The sequence below is a fragment of the Curtobacterium sp. MCSS17_007 genome (genome assembly GCF_003234175.2).
GTDB lineage: Bacteria > Actinomycetota > Actinomycetes > Actinomycetales > Microbacteriaceae > Curtobacterium.
The window spans coordinates 1,124,243-1,140,153 of record NZ_CP126257.1; the positions used below are offsets into that span (position 1 = coordinate 1,124,243).

The 15,911-nt window shown below is 72.6% G+C and carries 13 protein-coding genes and 1 tRNA gene; 12 read left to right on the forward strand and 2 right to left on the reverse strand.

Going from position 1 to position 15,911, the window contains the following annotated elements:
• Positions 1 to 601 precede the first annotated feature (601 nt).
• From DEJ22_RS05280 to DEJ22_RS05310, 7 genes are all read left to right on the forward strand, one after another.
• Positions 602 to 1,357: a pseudouridine synthase gene (locus DEJ22_RS05280; RefSeq protein ID WP_258379661.1), complete on the forward strand. Its 756-nt coding sequence runs from the start codon at positions 602 to 604 to the stop codon at positions 1,355 to 1,357.
• A 20-nt stretch (positions 1,358 to 1,377) separates the two neighbouring features.
• Positions 1,378 to 2,502 carry a prephenate dehydrogenase gene (locus DEJ22_RS05285; protein ID WP_111227479.1) on the forward strand — a complete coding sequence of 375 codons (1,125 nt, stop codon included), beginning with the start codon at positions 1,378 to 1,380 and terminating at the stop codon, positions 2,500 to 2,502.
• Between the two features lie 197 nt (positions 2,503 to 2,699).
• Positions 2,700 to 3,383, forward strand: a complete 684-nt coding sequence (cmk, locus tag DEJ22_RS05290) for a (d)CMP kinase (RefSeq protein ID WP_258379660.1) — start codon at positions 2,700 to 2,702, stop codon at positions 3,381 to 3,383.
• Positions 3,384 to 3,482: 99 nt separating this feature from the next.
• On the forward strand, positions 3,483 to 5,006 hold the full coding sequence (gene der / locus DEJ22_RS05295) for a ribosome biogenesis GTPase Der (protein ID WP_111227477.1): 1,524 nt from the start codon (positions 3,483 to 3,485) through the stop codon (positions 5,004 to 5,006).
• Between the two features lie 15 nt (positions 5,007 to 5,021).
• The gene (locus DEJ22_RS05300) at positions 5,022 to 5,663 is read left to right on the forward strand and encodes a hypothetical protein (protein ID WP_111227476.1); all 642 of its coding nucleotides are present in this window, start codon (positions 5,022 to 5,024) and stop codon (positions 5,661 to 5,663) included.
• 122 nt (positions 5,664 to 5,785) lie between these two features.
• Positions 5,786 to 6,313 carry a hypothetical protein gene (locus tag DEJ22_RS05305; protein WP_258379646.1) on the forward strand — a complete coding sequence of 176 codons (528 nt, stop codon included), beginning with the start codon at positions 5,786 to 5,788 and terminating at the stop codon, positions 6,311 to 6,313.
• A gap of 97 nt (positions 6,314 to 6,410) precedes the next feature.
• Positions 6,411 to 7,280: an oxidoreductase gene (locus DEJ22_RS05310; RefSeq protein WP_111227474.1), complete on the forward strand. Its 870-nt coding sequence runs from the start codon at positions 6,411 to 6,413 to the stop codon at positions 7,278 to 7,280.
• Positions 7,281 to 7,338: 58 nt separating this feature from the next.
• Here DEJ22_RS05310 and DEJ22_RS05315 read toward each other — a convergent pair whose 3' ends face one another.
• A complete protein-coding gene (locus DEJ22_RS05315) occupies positions 7,339 to 9,507 on the reverse strand; it encodes a RecQ family ATP-dependent DNA helicase (RefSeq protein WP_258379645.1) in 2,169 nt (722 codons plus the stop codon).
• Between the two features lie 95 nt (positions 9,508 to 9,602).
• Positions 9,603 to 11,114, reverse strand: coding sequence for an SDR family NAD(P)-dependent oxidoreductase (locus DEJ22_RS05320; RefSeq protein ID WP_111227473.1), 1,512 nt, complete (start codon positions 11,112 to 11,114; stop codon positions 9,603 to 9,605).
• A gap of 71 nt (positions 11,115 to 11,185) precedes the next feature.
• On the opposite strand from DEJ22_RS05320, the gene DEJ22_RS05325 reads away from it, so the two are divergent.
• From DEJ22_RS05325 to DEJ22_RS05345, 5 genes are all read left to right on the forward strand, one after another.
• Positions 11,186 to 12,016 carry an endonuclease/exonuclease/phosphatase family protein gene (locus tag DEJ22_RS05325; RefSeq protein WP_111227472.1) on the forward strand — a complete coding sequence of 277 codons (831 nt, stop codon included), beginning with the start codon at positions 11,186 to 11,188 and terminating at the stop codon, positions 12,014 to 12,016.
• Positions 12,013 to 12,624 carry a DUF2238 domain-containing protein gene (locus DEJ22_RS05330; protein WP_146241769.1) on the forward strand — a complete coding sequence of 204 codons (612 nt, stop codon included), beginning with the start codon at positions 12,013 to 12,015 and terminating at the stop codon, positions 12,622 to 12,624. The genes DEJ22_RS05325 and DEJ22_RS05330 overlap by 4 nt, the downstream gene beginning before the upstream one ends.
• A gap of 157 nt (positions 12,625 to 12,781) precedes the next feature.
• Positions 12,782 to 12,855, forward strand: a tRNA-Pro gene (locus DEJ22_RS05335).
• Between the two features lie 129 nt (positions 12,856 to 12,984).
• The gene (locus DEJ22_RS05340) at positions 12,985 to 14,472 is read left to right on the forward strand and encodes a hypothetical protein (protein ID WP_111227470.1); all 1,488 of its coding nucleotides are present in this window, start codon (positions 12,985 to 12,987) and stop codon (positions 14,470 to 14,472) included.
• Positions 14,473 to 14,704: 232 nt separating this feature from the next.
• A complete protein-coding gene (locus tag DEJ22_RS05345; RefSeq protein ID WP_111227469.1) occupies positions 14,705 to 15,814 on the forward strand; it encodes a fatty acid desaturase family protein in 1,110 nt (369 codons plus the stop codon).
• Positions 15,815 to 15,911 lie beyond the last annotated feature (97 nt).

The following is a 15,911-nucleotide window of genomic DNA, read 5'->3' on the forward strand; positions in this document are numbered from 1 at the left end:
TCGTGACGACCGTCAGGGCGGCGGTCCGCGTGACCGTGACGATCGCTCGTCCGGTGGGTACCGGGGTCGTGACGACCGTTCCTCCGGTGGGTACCGCGGTCGCGATGACCGCTCCTCCGGTGGGTACCGCGGCCGTGACGACCGTCAGGGCGGCGGCGCGCGTGACCGTGACGATCGTTCGTCGGGTGGGTACCGCGGTCGTGACGACCGTTCGTCCGGTGGCCACCGCGGTCGTGACGACCGTGGCGGCGCGAGCGACCGACGTGGTGTCGGTCGCCGTGACGACCGCCGTGACGACCGCCGCGACCCGGCGCCCGAGGACCGCCGCAGCCCGGACGGACGCCCCAGCACCGTGTGGCACAACGGCCGTCGCTACGTCGGCGGGACGACCACGGCGCGGAACAGCGACCGTCCGCGGAACGGTGGTGCCGGCGCAGGCCGCACCGACCCGCGAACGACGCCGCGCCCGGAGGGTGCGCGCGACGACCACGGCGTCCCGCTCGAGGGCACACCGGAGCGCCCCGTCATCCCCGACTGGGACGCGTCGGGGGCGGGCTCGGCCACCGGCGGTGAGTCGGGCCTCCAGGCCGACGGTGAGCGCCTGCAGAAGGTGATCGCCGCTGCCGGGATCGCGTCCCGACGGGTCGCGGAGAACCTGATCGTCGAGGGCCGCGTGACGATCAACGGCGAGGTCGTCGACGCCCTCGGGCGGCGGGTGGACCCGGAGACGGACCAGATCGCGGTGGACGGGGTGCCGGTGCAGGTGGACAGCTCGCGCCGCTACGTGCTCCTCAACAAGCCGACGGGCATGGTGTCGAGCCTGCAGGACGAGCGGGGACGGCGCGACCTGTCCGAGTACGTCGACCGCTACGAGGAACGCCTGTTCAACGTCGGTCGCCTCGACGCCGAGACCTCGGGGCTCCTGCTCCTGACGAACGACGGTGACCTCGCGCACGTCCTCGCGCACCCGTCCTTCGGTGTGACGAAGACGTACATCGCGAAGGTCGCGGGCAACGTCAACCCGGCGACCGTGCAGCGGCTGCTCGAGGGTGTCGAACTCGAGGACGGGCCGATCGCGGCGGACAAGGTGCGGCTGCTCGAGTCCTCCCGCGGCGAGTCCCTGGTCGAGATCACGCTGCACTCGGGCCGCAACCGCATCGTGCGGCGCATGCTCGACGCAGTCGACCACCCCGTGCTCGAACTCGTCCGTCGGTCCTTCGGTCCGCTGCAGCTCGGCTCGCTGCCGATCGGGCGGACGCGGGAGCTGTCGACGGTCGAGCTCGGTGGGCTCCTCCGCATCGCCCGCGACGCGAAGGCCTCTGCACAGGTCGACACCGACGAGGAGACTGCCGACTGACGCTCGGTAGGCTGAGGCCCGTGACCGACGCCCCCGCCCCGCTCGCCGACCCGGACATCGACCGGCGGCTCCGCGGACCCGTGCGGGTCGTCGGTGCCGGGCTGCTCGGAGCGTCCATCGGACTCGCGCTGCGCGAGAAGGGCGTCGACGTCGTGCTCGACGACGTGTCGCCGGCCGCGCTGGCGCTCGCCGTGGACTACGGCGCCGGTCGTCGCCCGGCCGAGGGGGACCAGCCAGAGCTCGTCGTGGTCGCGGTGCCGCCGGACGTGGTGGCGGCCGTGGTCGAACGCGAGCTCGCAGCGTTCCCGCACGCGATCGTCACCGACGTCGCGAGCGTGAAGACCGGGCCGCTCGAACGGCTGCGGGCATCCGGAGCCGACGTCTCGCGGTACATCGGCTCCCACCCGATGGCGGGTCGGGAGCGCAGTGGTCCCACCGCGGCCCGGGCCGACCTGTTCGTCGGACGGCCGTGGGTGATCGCCGGCCACGACGCCATCTCCTACCAGCGGGCCGCCGTCGTCGAGGACCTCGCGCTCGACGTCGGGGCGACCGTGGTCCCGATGGAGCCGGAGTCGCACGACCTCGCCGTCGCGTACGTCTCGCACGCGCCCCAGCTCGTCTCGACGCTCATGGCGGCACGGCTGCGGGACGCACCGGACGGTTCGCTCGGCCTGGCGGGCGGCGGTGTCCGCGACGTGACCCGCATCGCCGCGAGCGACCCGGGGCTGTGGGTGCAGATCATCGGCGCGAACGCCGCGCACATCAAGCCGGTGCTCGCCGACCTGCGCGACGACCTCGACCGGGTGCTCCGTGCCCTGGACGCCCCCGACGCCCAGGGCTCGCCCCGCACGATCGCCGAGACCATCGCCGCCGGCAACCGCGGTGTGGAGCGCCTGCCGGGCAAGCACGGCACCACGAAGCGCTTCGCCCAGGTGGTCGTCCTCGTCGACGACACCCCGGGCCAGATCGCCGCGCTCCTGCAGTTCATCGGGGAGATCGGCATCAACCTCGAGGACATGCGCCTCGAGCACTCACCGGGTGCACCCATCGGCATCGTCGAGGTGTCGGTCGTGCCCGAGCAGGAACAGCGACTCGTCGAAGAGCTCGAGGGTCGCGGATGGAGGATCGCAGCAGCATGGGCCTGAACGACGACACGCACGTCACGCCGAACGAGTCCGGCGTCACCGGGGGCCCCGAGGGGCCCGACTCCGGCCTGCCCACCCCGACGCCCGGTGACGGCGCTGCCGGTGGTGCCGACGGCGGTGCGCTCGGCGGGCCCGACGGCGGACTCGGCACCCCCGGTGGTGAGCCGGGGTCGACGAGTGCCCCGGTACCGTCCGGTCTGCCGCAGGGAGCCTTCGTCGCGAAGACCGTCATCGCGGTCGACGGTCCGGCCGGCAGCGGCAAGTCGAGCGTCTCGCGTGCCGCCGCCCGGGCGCTCGGTTTCGGGTACCAGGACACCGGCGCCGCCTACCGTGCCCTGGCGTGGCACGCGCTGCAGCAGGGCGTCGACCTCGACGACCCGGCGGCCGTCGTGGCGAGCTGGGAGACCTTCGACTACGCGATCGGCACCGACCCCGACGACTACTTCGTCCGCGTCGGCGACACCGACGTCACGGAAGCGATCCGCACGCCGGAGGTCACCGCCGCGGTGGCGCACATCGCGAAGCTGCCCGAGGTCCGCGAGAAGCTCGTGCAGCTCTTCCGACAGGTGATGCGGAAGGCCGACGCGCAGGGGATCATCACCGAGGGGCGTGACATCACCACGGTGGTCGCTCCCGACGCGGAGGTCCGCATCCTGCTCACCGCCGACGAGTCGGTTAGGATGGCTCGGCGTTCGGCAGAGGTCACGACCCAGTCGGCCGCCGAGACCTCCGCCGCACTCGCCCGACGTGATGCGGCGGACGCCAAGGTCGTCGACTTCATGAACGCCGCGGACGGCGTCACGACGCTCGACTCCACCGACCTCGACTTCGACCAGACCGTGCAGGCGGTCGTCGACCTGGCCCGAGCGGCCACGCACTGACGCACGACCGGACACCGTCCGGTCACCACGGCCGGGGAACCGGCCAGGCCGGCACCGGCCACCGACACCGCGACCCCGGTCGCACACGAGGAACCCACCATGGCCCAGCAGGACAGCCACGACAACGACGACTTCCCGGAGTACGACGACGCGCTCGGTGAGCGGCTCGCCGGTCTCGACGACGCCGAGGCGGACCAGCGCGCCAACGCGCTCCGTGCCGGGCTCGACGAGTACGAGCTCGACGAGGAGGACGTCGCCCTCCTCGAGGCGGGCGAGATCGGTGAGGACGGCGTCCACTACCTGCCCGCGTACCCGGTGCTCGCGATCGTCGGTCGGCCGAACGTCGGCAAGTCGGCGCTCGTCAACCGCATCATCGGTCGACGTGAGGCCGTCGTGCAGGACGTCCCCGGCGTCACCCGCGACCGCGTGAGCTACAAGGCCGAGTGGAACGACAAGCGCTTCACGCTCGTCGACACCGGCGGGTGGGAGCCCGACGCCCGGGGCATCAACGCCTCGGTCGCCGCCCAGGCAGAGGTCGCGGTCGACCTGGCCGACGCCGTGCTCTTCGTGGTCGACGTCACGGTCGGCATCACCGCGACCGACGAGCACGTCGTCAAGATGCTCCGCGGTACCGACCGCCCGGTCATCGTCGTCGCGAACAAGGCCGACGACGACCGCCGCGACCTCGACGCGTACGAGCTGTGGAACCTCGGGCTCGGCGAGCCGCACCCGGTGTCCGCGCTGCACGGCCGCGGTGTGGCCGACCTCATGGACCTCATCATCAAGACGCTGCCGGACACGTCGGCCGTCGCGAAGCAGGAGGTCGGCGGACCCCGTCGCGTCGCGATCCTCGGCCGACCGAACGTCGGCAAGAGCTCGCTGCTCAACAAGGCGGCGGGTGAGGAGCGCGTCGTCGTGAACGACCTCGCGGGCACCACGCGCGACCCGGTGGACGAGCAGATCGAGCTCGGTGGCCGCGTCTGGCGCTTCGTCGACACCGCCGGCATCCGGAAGCGCGTGCACCTGCAGCAGGGCGCCGACTTCTACGCGTCGCTCCGCACCACTGCGGCGCTCGAGAAGGCCGAGGTCGCCGTCGTCGTGCTCGACGTGACGGAACCGATCTCGACGCAGGACCTCCGGATCATCGACCTGGTGCTCGAGTCCGGCCGCGCGCTCGTCCTGGCCTACAACAAGTGGGACCTGCTCGACGACGACCGTCGCCGCTACCTCGAGCGCGAGATCGAGCAGGACCTGGCGCACGTCGCCTGGGCACCGCGCGTGAACATCTCGGCACGGACCGGCCGTCACCTCGAGAAGCTCGTGCCGGCGCTCGAGACCGCGCTCGAGTCGTGGGACACCCGCATCCCGACCGGCAAGGTCAACGCCTTCATCGCCGAGCTCGTGCAGGAGCACCCGCACCCGGTCCGTGGCGGCAAGCAGCCCCGCATCCTGTTCGGGACCCAGGCGTCGAGCCAGCCGCCGACGTTCGTGCTGTTCACGTCGGCCTTCCTCGACCCGCAGTACCGCCGCTTCATCACCCGCCGTCTACGCGAGGTGTGGGGCTTCGAGGGCACCCCGATCAACGTCAACATGCGGGTGCGCGAGCGCCGCAAGCGTACGTAGCGGTCGGACGACGGCATGGGGCGGCGGGCACTGCGCGGACCGGGGACGGTCCTGGTGGTGCTCGCCGTCGTCGTCACCGCCGTCGGCGTGGCCTGGTTGAGCACGGGAGTCGACGACGACGCGTTCCGGCAGGCGCGCCCCGCCGATCCCGCGTCCGCGGTGCCGGACGGCCCAGGACCGACGGCACCCGCGCCGCAGGACGCCGACGGACCGGTGCCGCTCGGGGTGTCGAACGCGCTCGGTGCTCCTGTCCCCGAGGCCACCGGTCCGCAGGGTGTCCCGCGCAGCGTCGAGGACTGGGTCGCCCGGGTGCTGCCCGTCGGCGGTCCCCTCGCGGCCACGGTCGACGGCGTCGCCGCGTCGGTCCGCATCGAGCGGCTCGGTGCCGACGCCGTCGCGGTCCGGGTCGACGGCGTGACCCTGCCGCCGGAGCACCGGGCGGTCCGACTCGTCCTGACGTCCGACCCGACGCCCGACCTCGGCGCGCTCGCCCACGCGTCGGCGTCCATGCGGGTCCCGATGGACGGGGACACCGCCGGGGGCTTCTCGGTCGTCACGGACGCGTCCTCGCTGCAGGCGGACACCCGGTCCGCGGCCCTGGTCGACGGCGACACCGACCAGGTGCTCGGCGTCGCCCTGCTCGTACCGGTGGACTGACGCCGACGCGGGCCGTCCGCCCGGCCTGTCGACACTCCGAGACGCCCGCGACCTGGTCGTTCCCGCAGTCCGACGGCCCCGACCGGACCCAGGACACGAGCCGGATGCGGCACCATGGAGACGTGTCCCTCCCCGTCCTCGCCGACCGTCTGTGGTGCCGGCTGCACCTGGACCGCCTGGCCGGCGGTCGACAGGCCGACTACGTCATCCGGGAGGACATGCTCGCGCACCCCGACACCGTGCGGTCCTTCCGGTGGATCCGGTGGCTGCTCGTCGCCGAGACCGTCGTCGGTCTCGCAGCGATCGTCGTCGCGGTGCTCCTGACCCGGGCGGGGGAGAGCGTCGCCTGGGCGGTGTGGTTCCGGGCGACCGTGGTGCTCCTGATCACCCTGACCCTGTACGTGTTCGCGTGGCGCGCGCAGCTCGGCTACTACTGGGCGTACCAGCGGCTCCGGCTCTTCAGCCGGATGTTCCCCGTCGTCACCCTCGTCGTCGCGGCGATCCCGGGCCTCTACCCGTTCTGGATGGTCGTCGAGCAGATCCTCTTCTCGCTGCTGATGATCGGCATCGGCGACGTGCTGACGAGCGACCACATGCGTGCGACGTTCCCGAAGCCCGTCAGGACGCCCGGGGATCGTCCGGGGGTGTGATCGCGGCCGGTGGCCGGTCCCTGCCCGAGGAACGCCTCGTGGACCCGGGGACAACCAGGGCCAGGCACATCGCAGTGATCGGGAGCATGGTCGAACCATGACGACGAACAGCCTCCCCGGTGGCACCTACGACCTCGGCGACCTCGAGGTCACCCGCTTCGGCTACGGCGCGATGCAGCTCGCCGGCCCGCACGTCTTCGGCCCGCCGGCCGACCGCGACGAGGCCGTCCGGGTACTGCGCACGGCGGTCGAACTCGGCATCACCCACATCGACACCGCGGACTTCTACGGACCGCACGTCACGAACGAGATCATCCGCGAAGCCCTGCACCCGTACCCCGAGCAGGTCCACATCGTCACGAAGGTCGGGTCACGCCGGAACGACAAGGGGCAGTGGCCGCCCGCGCGGAAGCCCGAGCAGCTCGTCGAGGACGTGCATGCGAACCTCGACCGGCTCGGTCTCGAGCAGCTCGATGTCGTCAACCTCCGCGTCGGTGGCTTCGACGCCCCGGAGCCGGGCAGCATCGCCCCGCAGTTCGAGGCGCTCGCCGAACTGCAGCAGCAGGGCAAGATCCGCCACCTCGGACTCTCGACCGTGACGGGCGCGCAGCTCGTCGAGGCCCTCGGGATCGCGCCCGTGGTCTGCGTGCAGAACATGTACAACGTGGCGCAGCGCGGGGACGACGACCTCGTCGACCTCACGGCGGCCGAGGGCATCGCGTACGTGCCGTACTTCCCCCTCGGGGGCTTCTCGCCCATCCAGTCCGAGGCGCTCGACGCGGTCGCGGAGCGACTGGGGGAGTCGCGCCTGTCGGTCGCCCTCGCTTGGCTGCTCCAGCGCTCGGACAACATCCTGCTCATCCCTGGCACGTCCTCGGTGGAGCACCTGCGGCAGAACGTCGAAGGTACGGGCATCACGCTGCCGGCCGACGCGATCCGAGAGCTGGACGCGATCGGCGCAGCCTGAGCGGAGCACACCGGACGGGCGGACGCGAAGGACGTCGAGGCCGGTCCGCCGTCGGGTGTCAGGCCACCGTCGCGAGCGCGAACGGCAGCACGGCCGACGCGCCCGCACGCCGGAGCTCCCGCCCCGCGACGGTCATCGTCCACCGGCTGTCCACCAGGTCGTCGACGAGCAGCACCGGCCCCTGGTGCGACGCCAACGCCGCAGCCAACGCCGGGTCCACCACGAAGGTGTCCCACACCCCGGCCAACCGGTAGGCGCTGTTCGTCGCGCCGTCACCGCGGGGCTCCCCACCGCTCCGCTCGAGTGTCCCGAGGAACTGCAGCCGCCCGATCGAAGCCAGTGCCTGCGCCAACGACCCGACGAGCTCCGGCCGGGACCGCGACGACATCACCACGACCCCGGTCGGACGCTCGGCCCAGGGCCAGTCCTTCAGGGCGCGGATGCACCCGTCGACCAGCTCACGGGAGACGGGGCCGTCCGGCGTCGCCGCCGAGAAGAGCGCGCGGAGCGGGCCGCCCCAGCCGAGGTCGGTGAGACGGGCGACGGCCCGGCCCGGCTCGACGAGCTCAGCGGCCACGATCTTCCCCTTCACGGGCACGCCGAGGGAGGACATGCCGGACGGCCACTGCGCGCGGGGTGCGATCTCGACGCCCACCTTGTCGAGTGCGGCGGCGGCACCCGAGGCGTCCGAGTCGGACACCGAGGTCGGGTACCAGACGCCCGCGCAGTTGTCGCAGCGCCCGCAGGGCTCGGCGGACGGGTCGTCGAGGTCCTGCTGCAGCAGCTGCATGCGGCACGCCGAGGTGGACTCGTAGGCGAGCATCGACGCGGCCTCGGCCTCGCGAGCGGCGGCGACCCGCTCGTACCGGGCGGCGTCGTACCGCCACGGCTGCCCGGTCGACACCCAGCCGCCGGCGACGCGGCGGACAGCTCCGTCGACGTCGAGCACCTTGAGCAGCAGCTCGAGCGTGGAACGCTTGATGTCGACGAGCCCCTCGAGTGCCACGGTGGACATCGCCGTGTCGGTGGAGAGCGCACCGAGCACGGCGGAGGCGCGGGCCTCGGTCGGCATCGACGCGCTCGCGAAGTACTGCCAGATCTCGCGGTCCTCGCGCCCGGGCAGCAGCAGCACGTCGGCGTTGTCGGTAGCACGCCCCGCGCGGCCGATCTGCTGGTAGTAGGCGACGGGCGACGAGGGAGCGCCGACGTGCACGACGAACCCGAGGTCCGGCTTGTCGAAGCCCATCCCGAGCGCGCTCGTGGCGACGAGCGCCTTGAGCTCGTTGCCCTTGAGCTGCTGCTCGAGCTGCTCCCGCTCCTCGGTGTCGGTCCGTCCGGTGTACGCGCGGACGGCGTACCCGTTCTCGCGCAGGAGCCGGGCGATGTCCTCGGCCCCGGAGACGGTCAGCGTGTAGATGATGCCGCTGCCGGGCAGGTCGCCGAGGTGCGCGAGCAACCACCCGAGGCGCTGTCGGGCGTCGGGCAGCGTCAGGACGCCGAGCCGGAGCGACGCACGCGCCAGCGAACCGCGGATCGTGAAGACGGGAGCGTCGGGGCCGGCGGTGAGCTGCTCGGCGACGTCCTCGACCACGCGTTCGTTCGCGGTCGCCGTCGTCGCGAGCACGGGCACACCCTGGGGGAGCGAGCGGATGAGCTCGGCGAGCCGGCGGTAGTCGGGGCGGAAGTCGTGTCCCCAGTCGGAGATGCAGTGTGCCTCGTCGACGACGAGCATGCCCATCCGGGTGATCAGCGTCGGCAGCTGCTCGTCGCGGAAGCGTGGGTTGTTGAGCCGCTCGGGGGAGACGAGGAGCACGTCGACCTCGTCGCGCGCGAGGGCCGCCTGCGTGTCCGCCCACTCGTGGGCGTTCGCGGAGTTGATCGACACTGCGCGGACGCCGGCCCGCGCGGCCGCGGCGACCTGGTCGCGCATGAGGGCGAGCAGCGGCGACACCAGCACGGTCGGGCCGCCCCCGCGACGACGCAGCAGCAGGGTCGCGAGGAAGTACACGGCGGACTTGCCCCATCCGGTGCGCTGCACCACGAGGGCGCGCTGCCGGTGCTCGACCAGGGCCGAGATCGCCTCGAGCTGTCCGGGGTGGAAGACCGCGTCCGGCCGCCCGGTCAGGGCGGCCAGGGCCGCCTGCGCCTCTGCAGCGATCTCGGCGGACGGCGGCGCCGCCGTGGGAGCGGGCGAGCCGACGGACGAACCGACACCGAGAGCAGACATGCACCCATGCTGTCAGCACCCGCCGACGGAACGCGCCCCGTCCCTCCAGTCTGTTGAGAACGTGACAGAGAGCGACCCGACGCGACGCGACGCCGCTACTGGTACGTGATCAACGACGGCGTCGGCTGCACGTCCGCCATCGTCTGCTCCGGCGACAGCATCGGCGCGTCCTCGTCGTAGAAGTTCTTCCAGCCCCAGTGCACGCCGTCCGGTGCGTCCTGGTGCAGCGCCTTCCAGGTCGCCTGCTTGTCCGGTTGCGAGCCCTGTCCGTCGACGTGGATGAGCACGTCCAGCTCGGGATGGGAGCGCAGCGAGGAGCGGTCCTGGATCATCGACAGCCGGAACTGGTGCAGCACGAACGCCTTCGGCGGGAGCCCCTTCGACCGCACCAGGTCGGCGAGCCACGACGAGACCTCGTTCACCTCGGACGCCGAGACGCTCCCGATCTGCTCCAGGGGTACCTGGTCCGCGGTCAGCCGCCACTCCGGGTCGAGCGCGAGCCACACGTTCGGCTTCGCCAGCAGCGACTCGTACCGCTTCGCCTGGGACAGGAAGTCCGACCGCCCCGGCTGCAGGTCGAGGATGACCGGCATCCCGGCATCGGTCGCCGCGTCGACGTACGGTTCCAGCGTCGATGCCGGCAGCTCGGTCGAGTAGTCGCCGTCCGCACCGGCGTCACCGGCCGCGACGGTCGCGATGACCTCCATCGCCGGCGTCACCGGCTCGTCGCCGAGCCCGTCGTACTCCTTCGCCGTCCCCTCGGCCCGGCGCACGGTCGCCGCGGGGTCCTGCTCGCCGAGCACCCCGAGCACGGGTGCGCCGGGCGCCCCGTAGAGCGCGACGTAGCGGTGTCCGTCGAACGGCCGCTGCCCGCCGTGGGGGAGCTGCCAGCCGCTCTCCGCCGCCCGGACCGTCCACCGCGGGTCCGGCAGGTCGCCGAACGCCGTGCCGACGAGCACGGTGGGGTGGTCGGCCCGCTCGTGCAGCGCGGTCACGACGTCGGGTGCCGCAGCCGGGTCGGTGACGCCGTCCGGCATGACGACGACACGAGCTCCCGCAGCTTCGGCCGTCGTGACGGCCGCCCGGTCGGCGTCCCGGTCCGCCACGACGACGGTCGCCGGACGGGAGGCGCCGGTCGCCTGCGGTGCGTCGCCACCGTCTGGTGCATCCTGCTCCGGCACGTCCGTGTCGACCGTCACGTCGCCCTCCGCCTGGTACCAGTCGGCCCCGAGACGATCGAGCTCGGCGGCCACCCGGTCGCGGCCACTCGTGCTCGGGGACGCTGTCGAGGAGCGACGCCCGTCGTCGTCCGTCAACAGGAGGGGCACGTGGGCCGCCCGCGCCGCGCTCGCCGCGTCACGCACCGCCGCGCTGTCCGAGGCGGGCGCGACGACCGCCCCGGGCGACGCCCGGAACAGCGCCCGGCTCGCGGCGACGGAGCGCGCGGCCGGGTCCTGCTGGGCGGCGACCGTGACCGAGTCGGCCGACGACCGCGCGAGCTGCGCGACCGTCGGGCCGTCGTCGTGTGTGGTGCAGCCGGCGGCTCCGAGCAGCAGGCCGGAGACGGACAGGGCGAGCAGGGCACGGGTGGGACGACCGGAACGCATCCGAGCCACCCTACGAGCGACGGTGACGAGACCCTGGGAATGCGACAGGTGTCGTCTCGTAGACATGAGGCATGCCAGGAGCGCCCGACGATCACCCGACCATCGGGGCGGTGGCCGCGCCGGAGGTGCACTGCGCGACCCTCAACCTCCGCAGGCGCACCCCGCGTCCGGCCCGTCACCCCGACGCGTGGGAGCGTCGTCGCGGTGCCGTCGTCGCGCTGGTCACCTCCGAGGAGCCGACCGTGCTGGCCGTCCAGGAGGCACTGCCCACCCAGACCGCGGACCTCACGGCCCGTCTCGGGTCGCGCTGGGAACCCGTGGTCGTCGGACGCGGAGCGCGCGGCGGTGGCGAGGCGGTCGGCCTGTTCCTCGACCGCGAGCGACTCGACGTCGTCGAACGGCGCACCTGGGCGCTGTCCCGCACGCCGTCGCGTCGGGGTTCCCGGTCGTGGGCGACGGCCTTCCCGCGGCACGCCGTCGCAGCCGTCGTCGCGGACCGGGGCACCGGGCAGCAGTTCACCGCCATCGCCACCCACCTCGACGTCGCCTCCCCGTGGGCACGGCTCCGCGGCGCACAGCTGCTCGGGCGGATCGTCCGTGAGCGCGGGCTGCCGGCCGTCGTGATGGCCGACTGGAACTGCCCGGCCGGGTCGGCGCCGTGGCGAGCACTGGCGGAGGCGGGGGTCGTGGACAGCTGGGGGAGAGCCTCCAGGCAGGTGGGGGAGGCGTACGGGACGTACCCGCACTACCGGGCGCCGCGTGTCGGCGGCCGGCGGATAGACGGGGTGCTCGTCACCGAGGACGCCGTGGTCGAACGGGTCGCCGTGAACGTGCGGCGGCCGGGTGGGGTGTGGCCGTCCGACCACGCGGCCGTGCACGCGGTCGTGCGGTGGGCCTCGTGATCCGCACGCTCGGGCTGACCTTCCTGCGCCGGCGCTTCCTGCCCGCCGACGTGGTTCGGGTCCTGACGCTCTTCAGCATCCCCGTCGCCACGATCGGGTGGGGGAGCACGTCGTTCGCGGTGATGTCGCTCGCGCTGTTCGGGGTGGTGCTGCCGCGGATGCTCGGACTCCGACCGGCGTTCGACCTGGCGGTCTGCGTCCTGGTGCTCGTCGCCGGGTGGTCGAGCGCGCTCGAGTGGTACACGTCGGTGTTCCTCTGGGACAAGCTGATCCACGTCGTCCTCACCGGGTTGCTCGCGGCGCTGCTGGCCGTGATCGCCGCGGACCTGCGGCTCGTGCCACATGCTCCCGATGCCGGGCGGGTCTCCGTGTCGCTCCTGGTGTTCACCCTCGGGCTCGCGATCGGGTCCGTGTGGGAGATGTGCGAGTGGCTCGGGCACAACTACGTCGACTCGAAGATCTACGTCGGGTACGACGACACGATCGGGGACCTGGCCGCCGACGGGCTCGGCGGACTCCTGGTGGGGCTCGTGCTCCCGTGGCTGGCGGCGGAGCGGGACGTCGTGCAGCCGCCGGCGCGCTCGCCGCAGCGCTCGCCGCAGGGCTGAACGACCGATCCGCCCGGGACGACGACGCGCCGTGGCGCGAGCAGGGTCCGGCGTCCGCTATGCTTGACGGGCTGCTCGCGCTCCGGTCGGACGCGGGTGGTGGAGCACCGGAGACGGGGTTCCGAGCCTCTCGGGGCTCAGAGCTCGTGAGAGCTCACGGGCTGTGGCGCAGCTTGGTAGCGCACTTGACTGGGGGTCAAGGGGTCGCAGGTTCAAATCCTGTCAGCCCGACCGGAAGGAGCCCCGGCGGAACGCACGTTCCGCCGGGGCTCTCGTCGTCCTGGGGTCCGCGTCGCCCGGGCCCCTCCGCAGGGCTCGGCCCGGAGTCGGCGGCGCAGGTTGCTGCGTTACGCTCCCGCCATGCTCTGGGGGAGACGACGCACGCGGTCCGCCGCGCTCACGGCCGGCACGCTGACCACGGTCATACTGCTGACCGGCTGCTCGGCCCACCTCGACGCGGGGACCGCGGGCGTCGAGCGGGCACAGCGTGAGCTGTCCGCGCTCGACGGTGTGCAGTCCGTCAACGGATCGGGTGCCAACAACCTGCCGTTCGCCGGGGAGGCGATCGTCACCGTGACCGCCGACGACGACCTGTCCGACGCCGACCTGCGACGGGTCACCCACGAGGTCGGACGCTGGATCCACGACACGTCCGGCCCGGGCACGACGTACCGCGGCTCGATGGAGGCTGACGGGTTCGCGTTCTCCCTGGAGGGACGCGCCTCCGAGGACGACCGACTGCTCGCCGTCGTCGATCGGCTCCGCGGCGACGACCGCTGGCTCGGTGGCGACGTGGACGCCCCGTCCGCCTCCGGCACCGGCGGAGGCCGCATCGCACTCACCGTCCGCGATGCCGATGACCTGGTGTCCGGCTGGGAAGCGGTCCGGCGGACCGCCGCGTCGTCCGGCTGGCACACCGCCTCGACGTCGGCGTCCTGGTCGTCGGCGCAGCCGGACGTCATCCGCTCGTACGACGTGCCGGACCTGCGGATCGCGAACGACGTCGCCGGGACCGACGACACCGTCGGCGACCCGACACCGGAGATCACCGCGTACGAGCGGGTGCGCGCCGCCCACGATGTGACCCGGGCCTCCGTGACGCCGGGTCGCCTCCTCCTGCACCTCGCGGACCTCGACGACGTCGGGGACGCGACCGCGATCGCACGGCAGGCCGCGCCGGACGCGCAGGTCATCGTGGACGGCGGCATCGTCACGAAGGACGAGCCCCGGGGCGACGACGACCTGCCCGACGCCGACGACTACGCCGAGGTGGACCGACTCGCGGCGGTCGCTGCCCGTCCGGGCGTCACCGCGGTGTCGCTCACGCCGACCGTGGTCGACGTGACGGTCGACGACCCGGACGGGGTCCTCGCGACGGCGACGGCGCTCGCCGCTGCTGCTCCGGCCGACCCGGTGACGTCGATCCGCGTCGGTCCGCAGACCGACGCCGCTGACGGGAACGATGACGCTGCTGATCGGGACGCTGCGGACGACACGGATCGTCTGTCCGTGAACGGTTCCCCGGCGATGCTCGGTGCGTCGATCCAGGTCGGTACGAAGCTGCGGGGCTTCCTCCCGGCGTCCTCGGAACAGTTCGACACGAACCAGTCCGTCGCAGCGACGCTGTCCGACGCGGGTCAGGTACCGGCGTTCGTCGAGGCCGTGCGACCGGTGCTGCCGGACGGCACCGGGCTGTACGTGCGTCTCGCCGACCGCGGCACCGACAGTACGACGGAGTTGACGCTCCGCGACGGGAAGCTGACGGCCGAACCGCTCCGTGACGGGGAGGAGCGGGGAGCGGTCCGCACCGACCTGGAGCGCGCGCTGCAGGACGCCTGGAACGGCTGATCCGAGGTGCGGCGAGCGGTTCCGCCGCACCAGGCGTCGGACGGGAGGCGCCGGACCGGCCCGCCCTGCGCCTCCCGTCCGATGGTGGGCTCGCCCCGGCCGGTGCGTTCCCCGGACACCGGGCGGACGCACAGGTGTTCTCACGGCCACGTGACCTACGGTTCGAGGAAGCGCGGATGCGTGAACTCTCCGGACCGGTCGAAGGATCGCTCACCACAGAAGGTCGGTCCCGATGACGACGACCCCGCTCGCCCCCGGCTTCACCCGCACCCGACCCGGTCCCGGCAGTCGCAACGGCACCTCCACGTACTCGGCGCTCCTGGCGCAGGTGAAGGAGCACGGACTCCTCCGCCGCCGGACCGGTTTCTACTGGTCCCTCTTCGGCAGCCTGGTCGCCGGTCTCGCGCTCGCGTGGGTCGCGTTCGCGTTCCTCGGCGACTCGTGGTTCCAGCTCATCGTCGCCGGTGCCCTCGGCGTCATCTTCACCCAGTTCGCGTTCCTGTCCCACGAGGCCGCACACCGCCAGGTCTTCGCGTCACAGAAGTGGAACGACCACGCCGGCCGGTGGCTCGGCACGTTCCTGGTCGGCCTCAGCTACTCGTGGTGGATGAACAAGCACACGCGCCACCACGGCAACCCGAACACCGTCGGCAAGGACCCGGACATCGCCCCTGACGGGATCCGCTTCCTGCCCGAGGACGCCGCTGCCGCCCGCGGGCCGTTCATGCGCACGTTCCTGCGGTTCCAGGGCTGGCTGTTCTTCCCCCTGCTCACGCTCGAGGGCCTCAACCTGCACCGCCACGCCGTCACCTCGATCGTCACGGGCAACGGGACGAAGGCCGACGTCAGGCACCGCTGGCTCGAAGGCGGCATGCTCCTCGCCCGCTTCGGCATCTACCTGACGGTCGTGTTCTGGTTCCTGCCGTTCGGCATGGCCTGCGCGTTCCTCGGGGTGCAGCTCGCGGTGTTCGGCGTGATGATGGGCGCCTCGTTCGCGCCCAACCACAAGGGCATGCCGACGATCGCTCACGACGCAAAGGTCGACTTCTTCTCGCGGCAGGTGCGGACCTCGCGCAACATCCGGGGCGGCTGGTGGGTGTCGTTCCTGATGGGCGGCCTGAACTACCAGGTGGAGCACCACCTGTTCCCGTCGATGCCGCGTCCGGCGCTGAAGCAGGCTCGTCTGCTGGTGCGGGACCACTGCGAGACCCTCGACGTGCCGTACACCGAGACGACGCTGCTGCGCTCCTACGGCATCGTCGTCCGGTACCTCAACCGGGTCGGTCTCGCCGCCCGTGACCCGTTCGCCTGCCCGATGGTCGCGCAACTCCGCATCCACTGACACGACCCACGACGCAGCCCCCGGACGGGAGGCGCGACACCGGACCGGTGGCGCGCCTCCCGTCCGTCGTCTGCACGCGTCTGCTCCGGTGCGTCCG

Coding starts and splice junctions, on each gene's coding strand:
- DEJ22_RS05310 (WP_111227474.1), top strand. CDS start 6,411: ATGACGACGAACAGCCTCCCCGGTGGCACCTACGACCTCGGCGACCTC.
- DEJ22_RS05325 (WP_111227472.1), top strand. CDS start 11,186: ATGCCAGGAGCGCCCGACGATCACCCGACCATCGGGGCGGTGGCCGCG.
- DEJ22_RS05315 (WP_258379645.1), bottom strand. CDS start 9,507: ATGTCTGCTCTCGGTGTCGGTTCGTCCGTCGGCTCGCCCGCTCCCACG.
- DEJ22_RS05345 (WP_111227469.1), top strand. CDS start 14,705: ATGACGACGACCCCGCTCGCCCCCGGCTTCACCCGCACCCGACCCGGT.
- DEJ22_RS05340 (WP_111227470.1), top strand. CDS start 12,985: ATGCTCTGGGGGAGACGACGCACGCGGTCCGCCGCGCTCACGGCCGGC.
- der (WP_111227477.1), top strand. CDS start 3,483: ATGGCCCAGCAGGACAGCCACGACAACGACGACTTCCCGGAGTACGAC.
- DEJ22_RS05300 (WP_111227476.1), top strand. CDS start 5,022: ATGGGGCGGCGGGCACTGCGCGGACCGGGGACGGTCCTGGTGGTGCTC.
- DEJ22_RS05320 (WP_111227473.1), bottom strand. CDS start 11,114: ATGCGTTCCGGTCGTCCCACCCGTGCCCTGCTCGCCCTGTCCGTCTCC.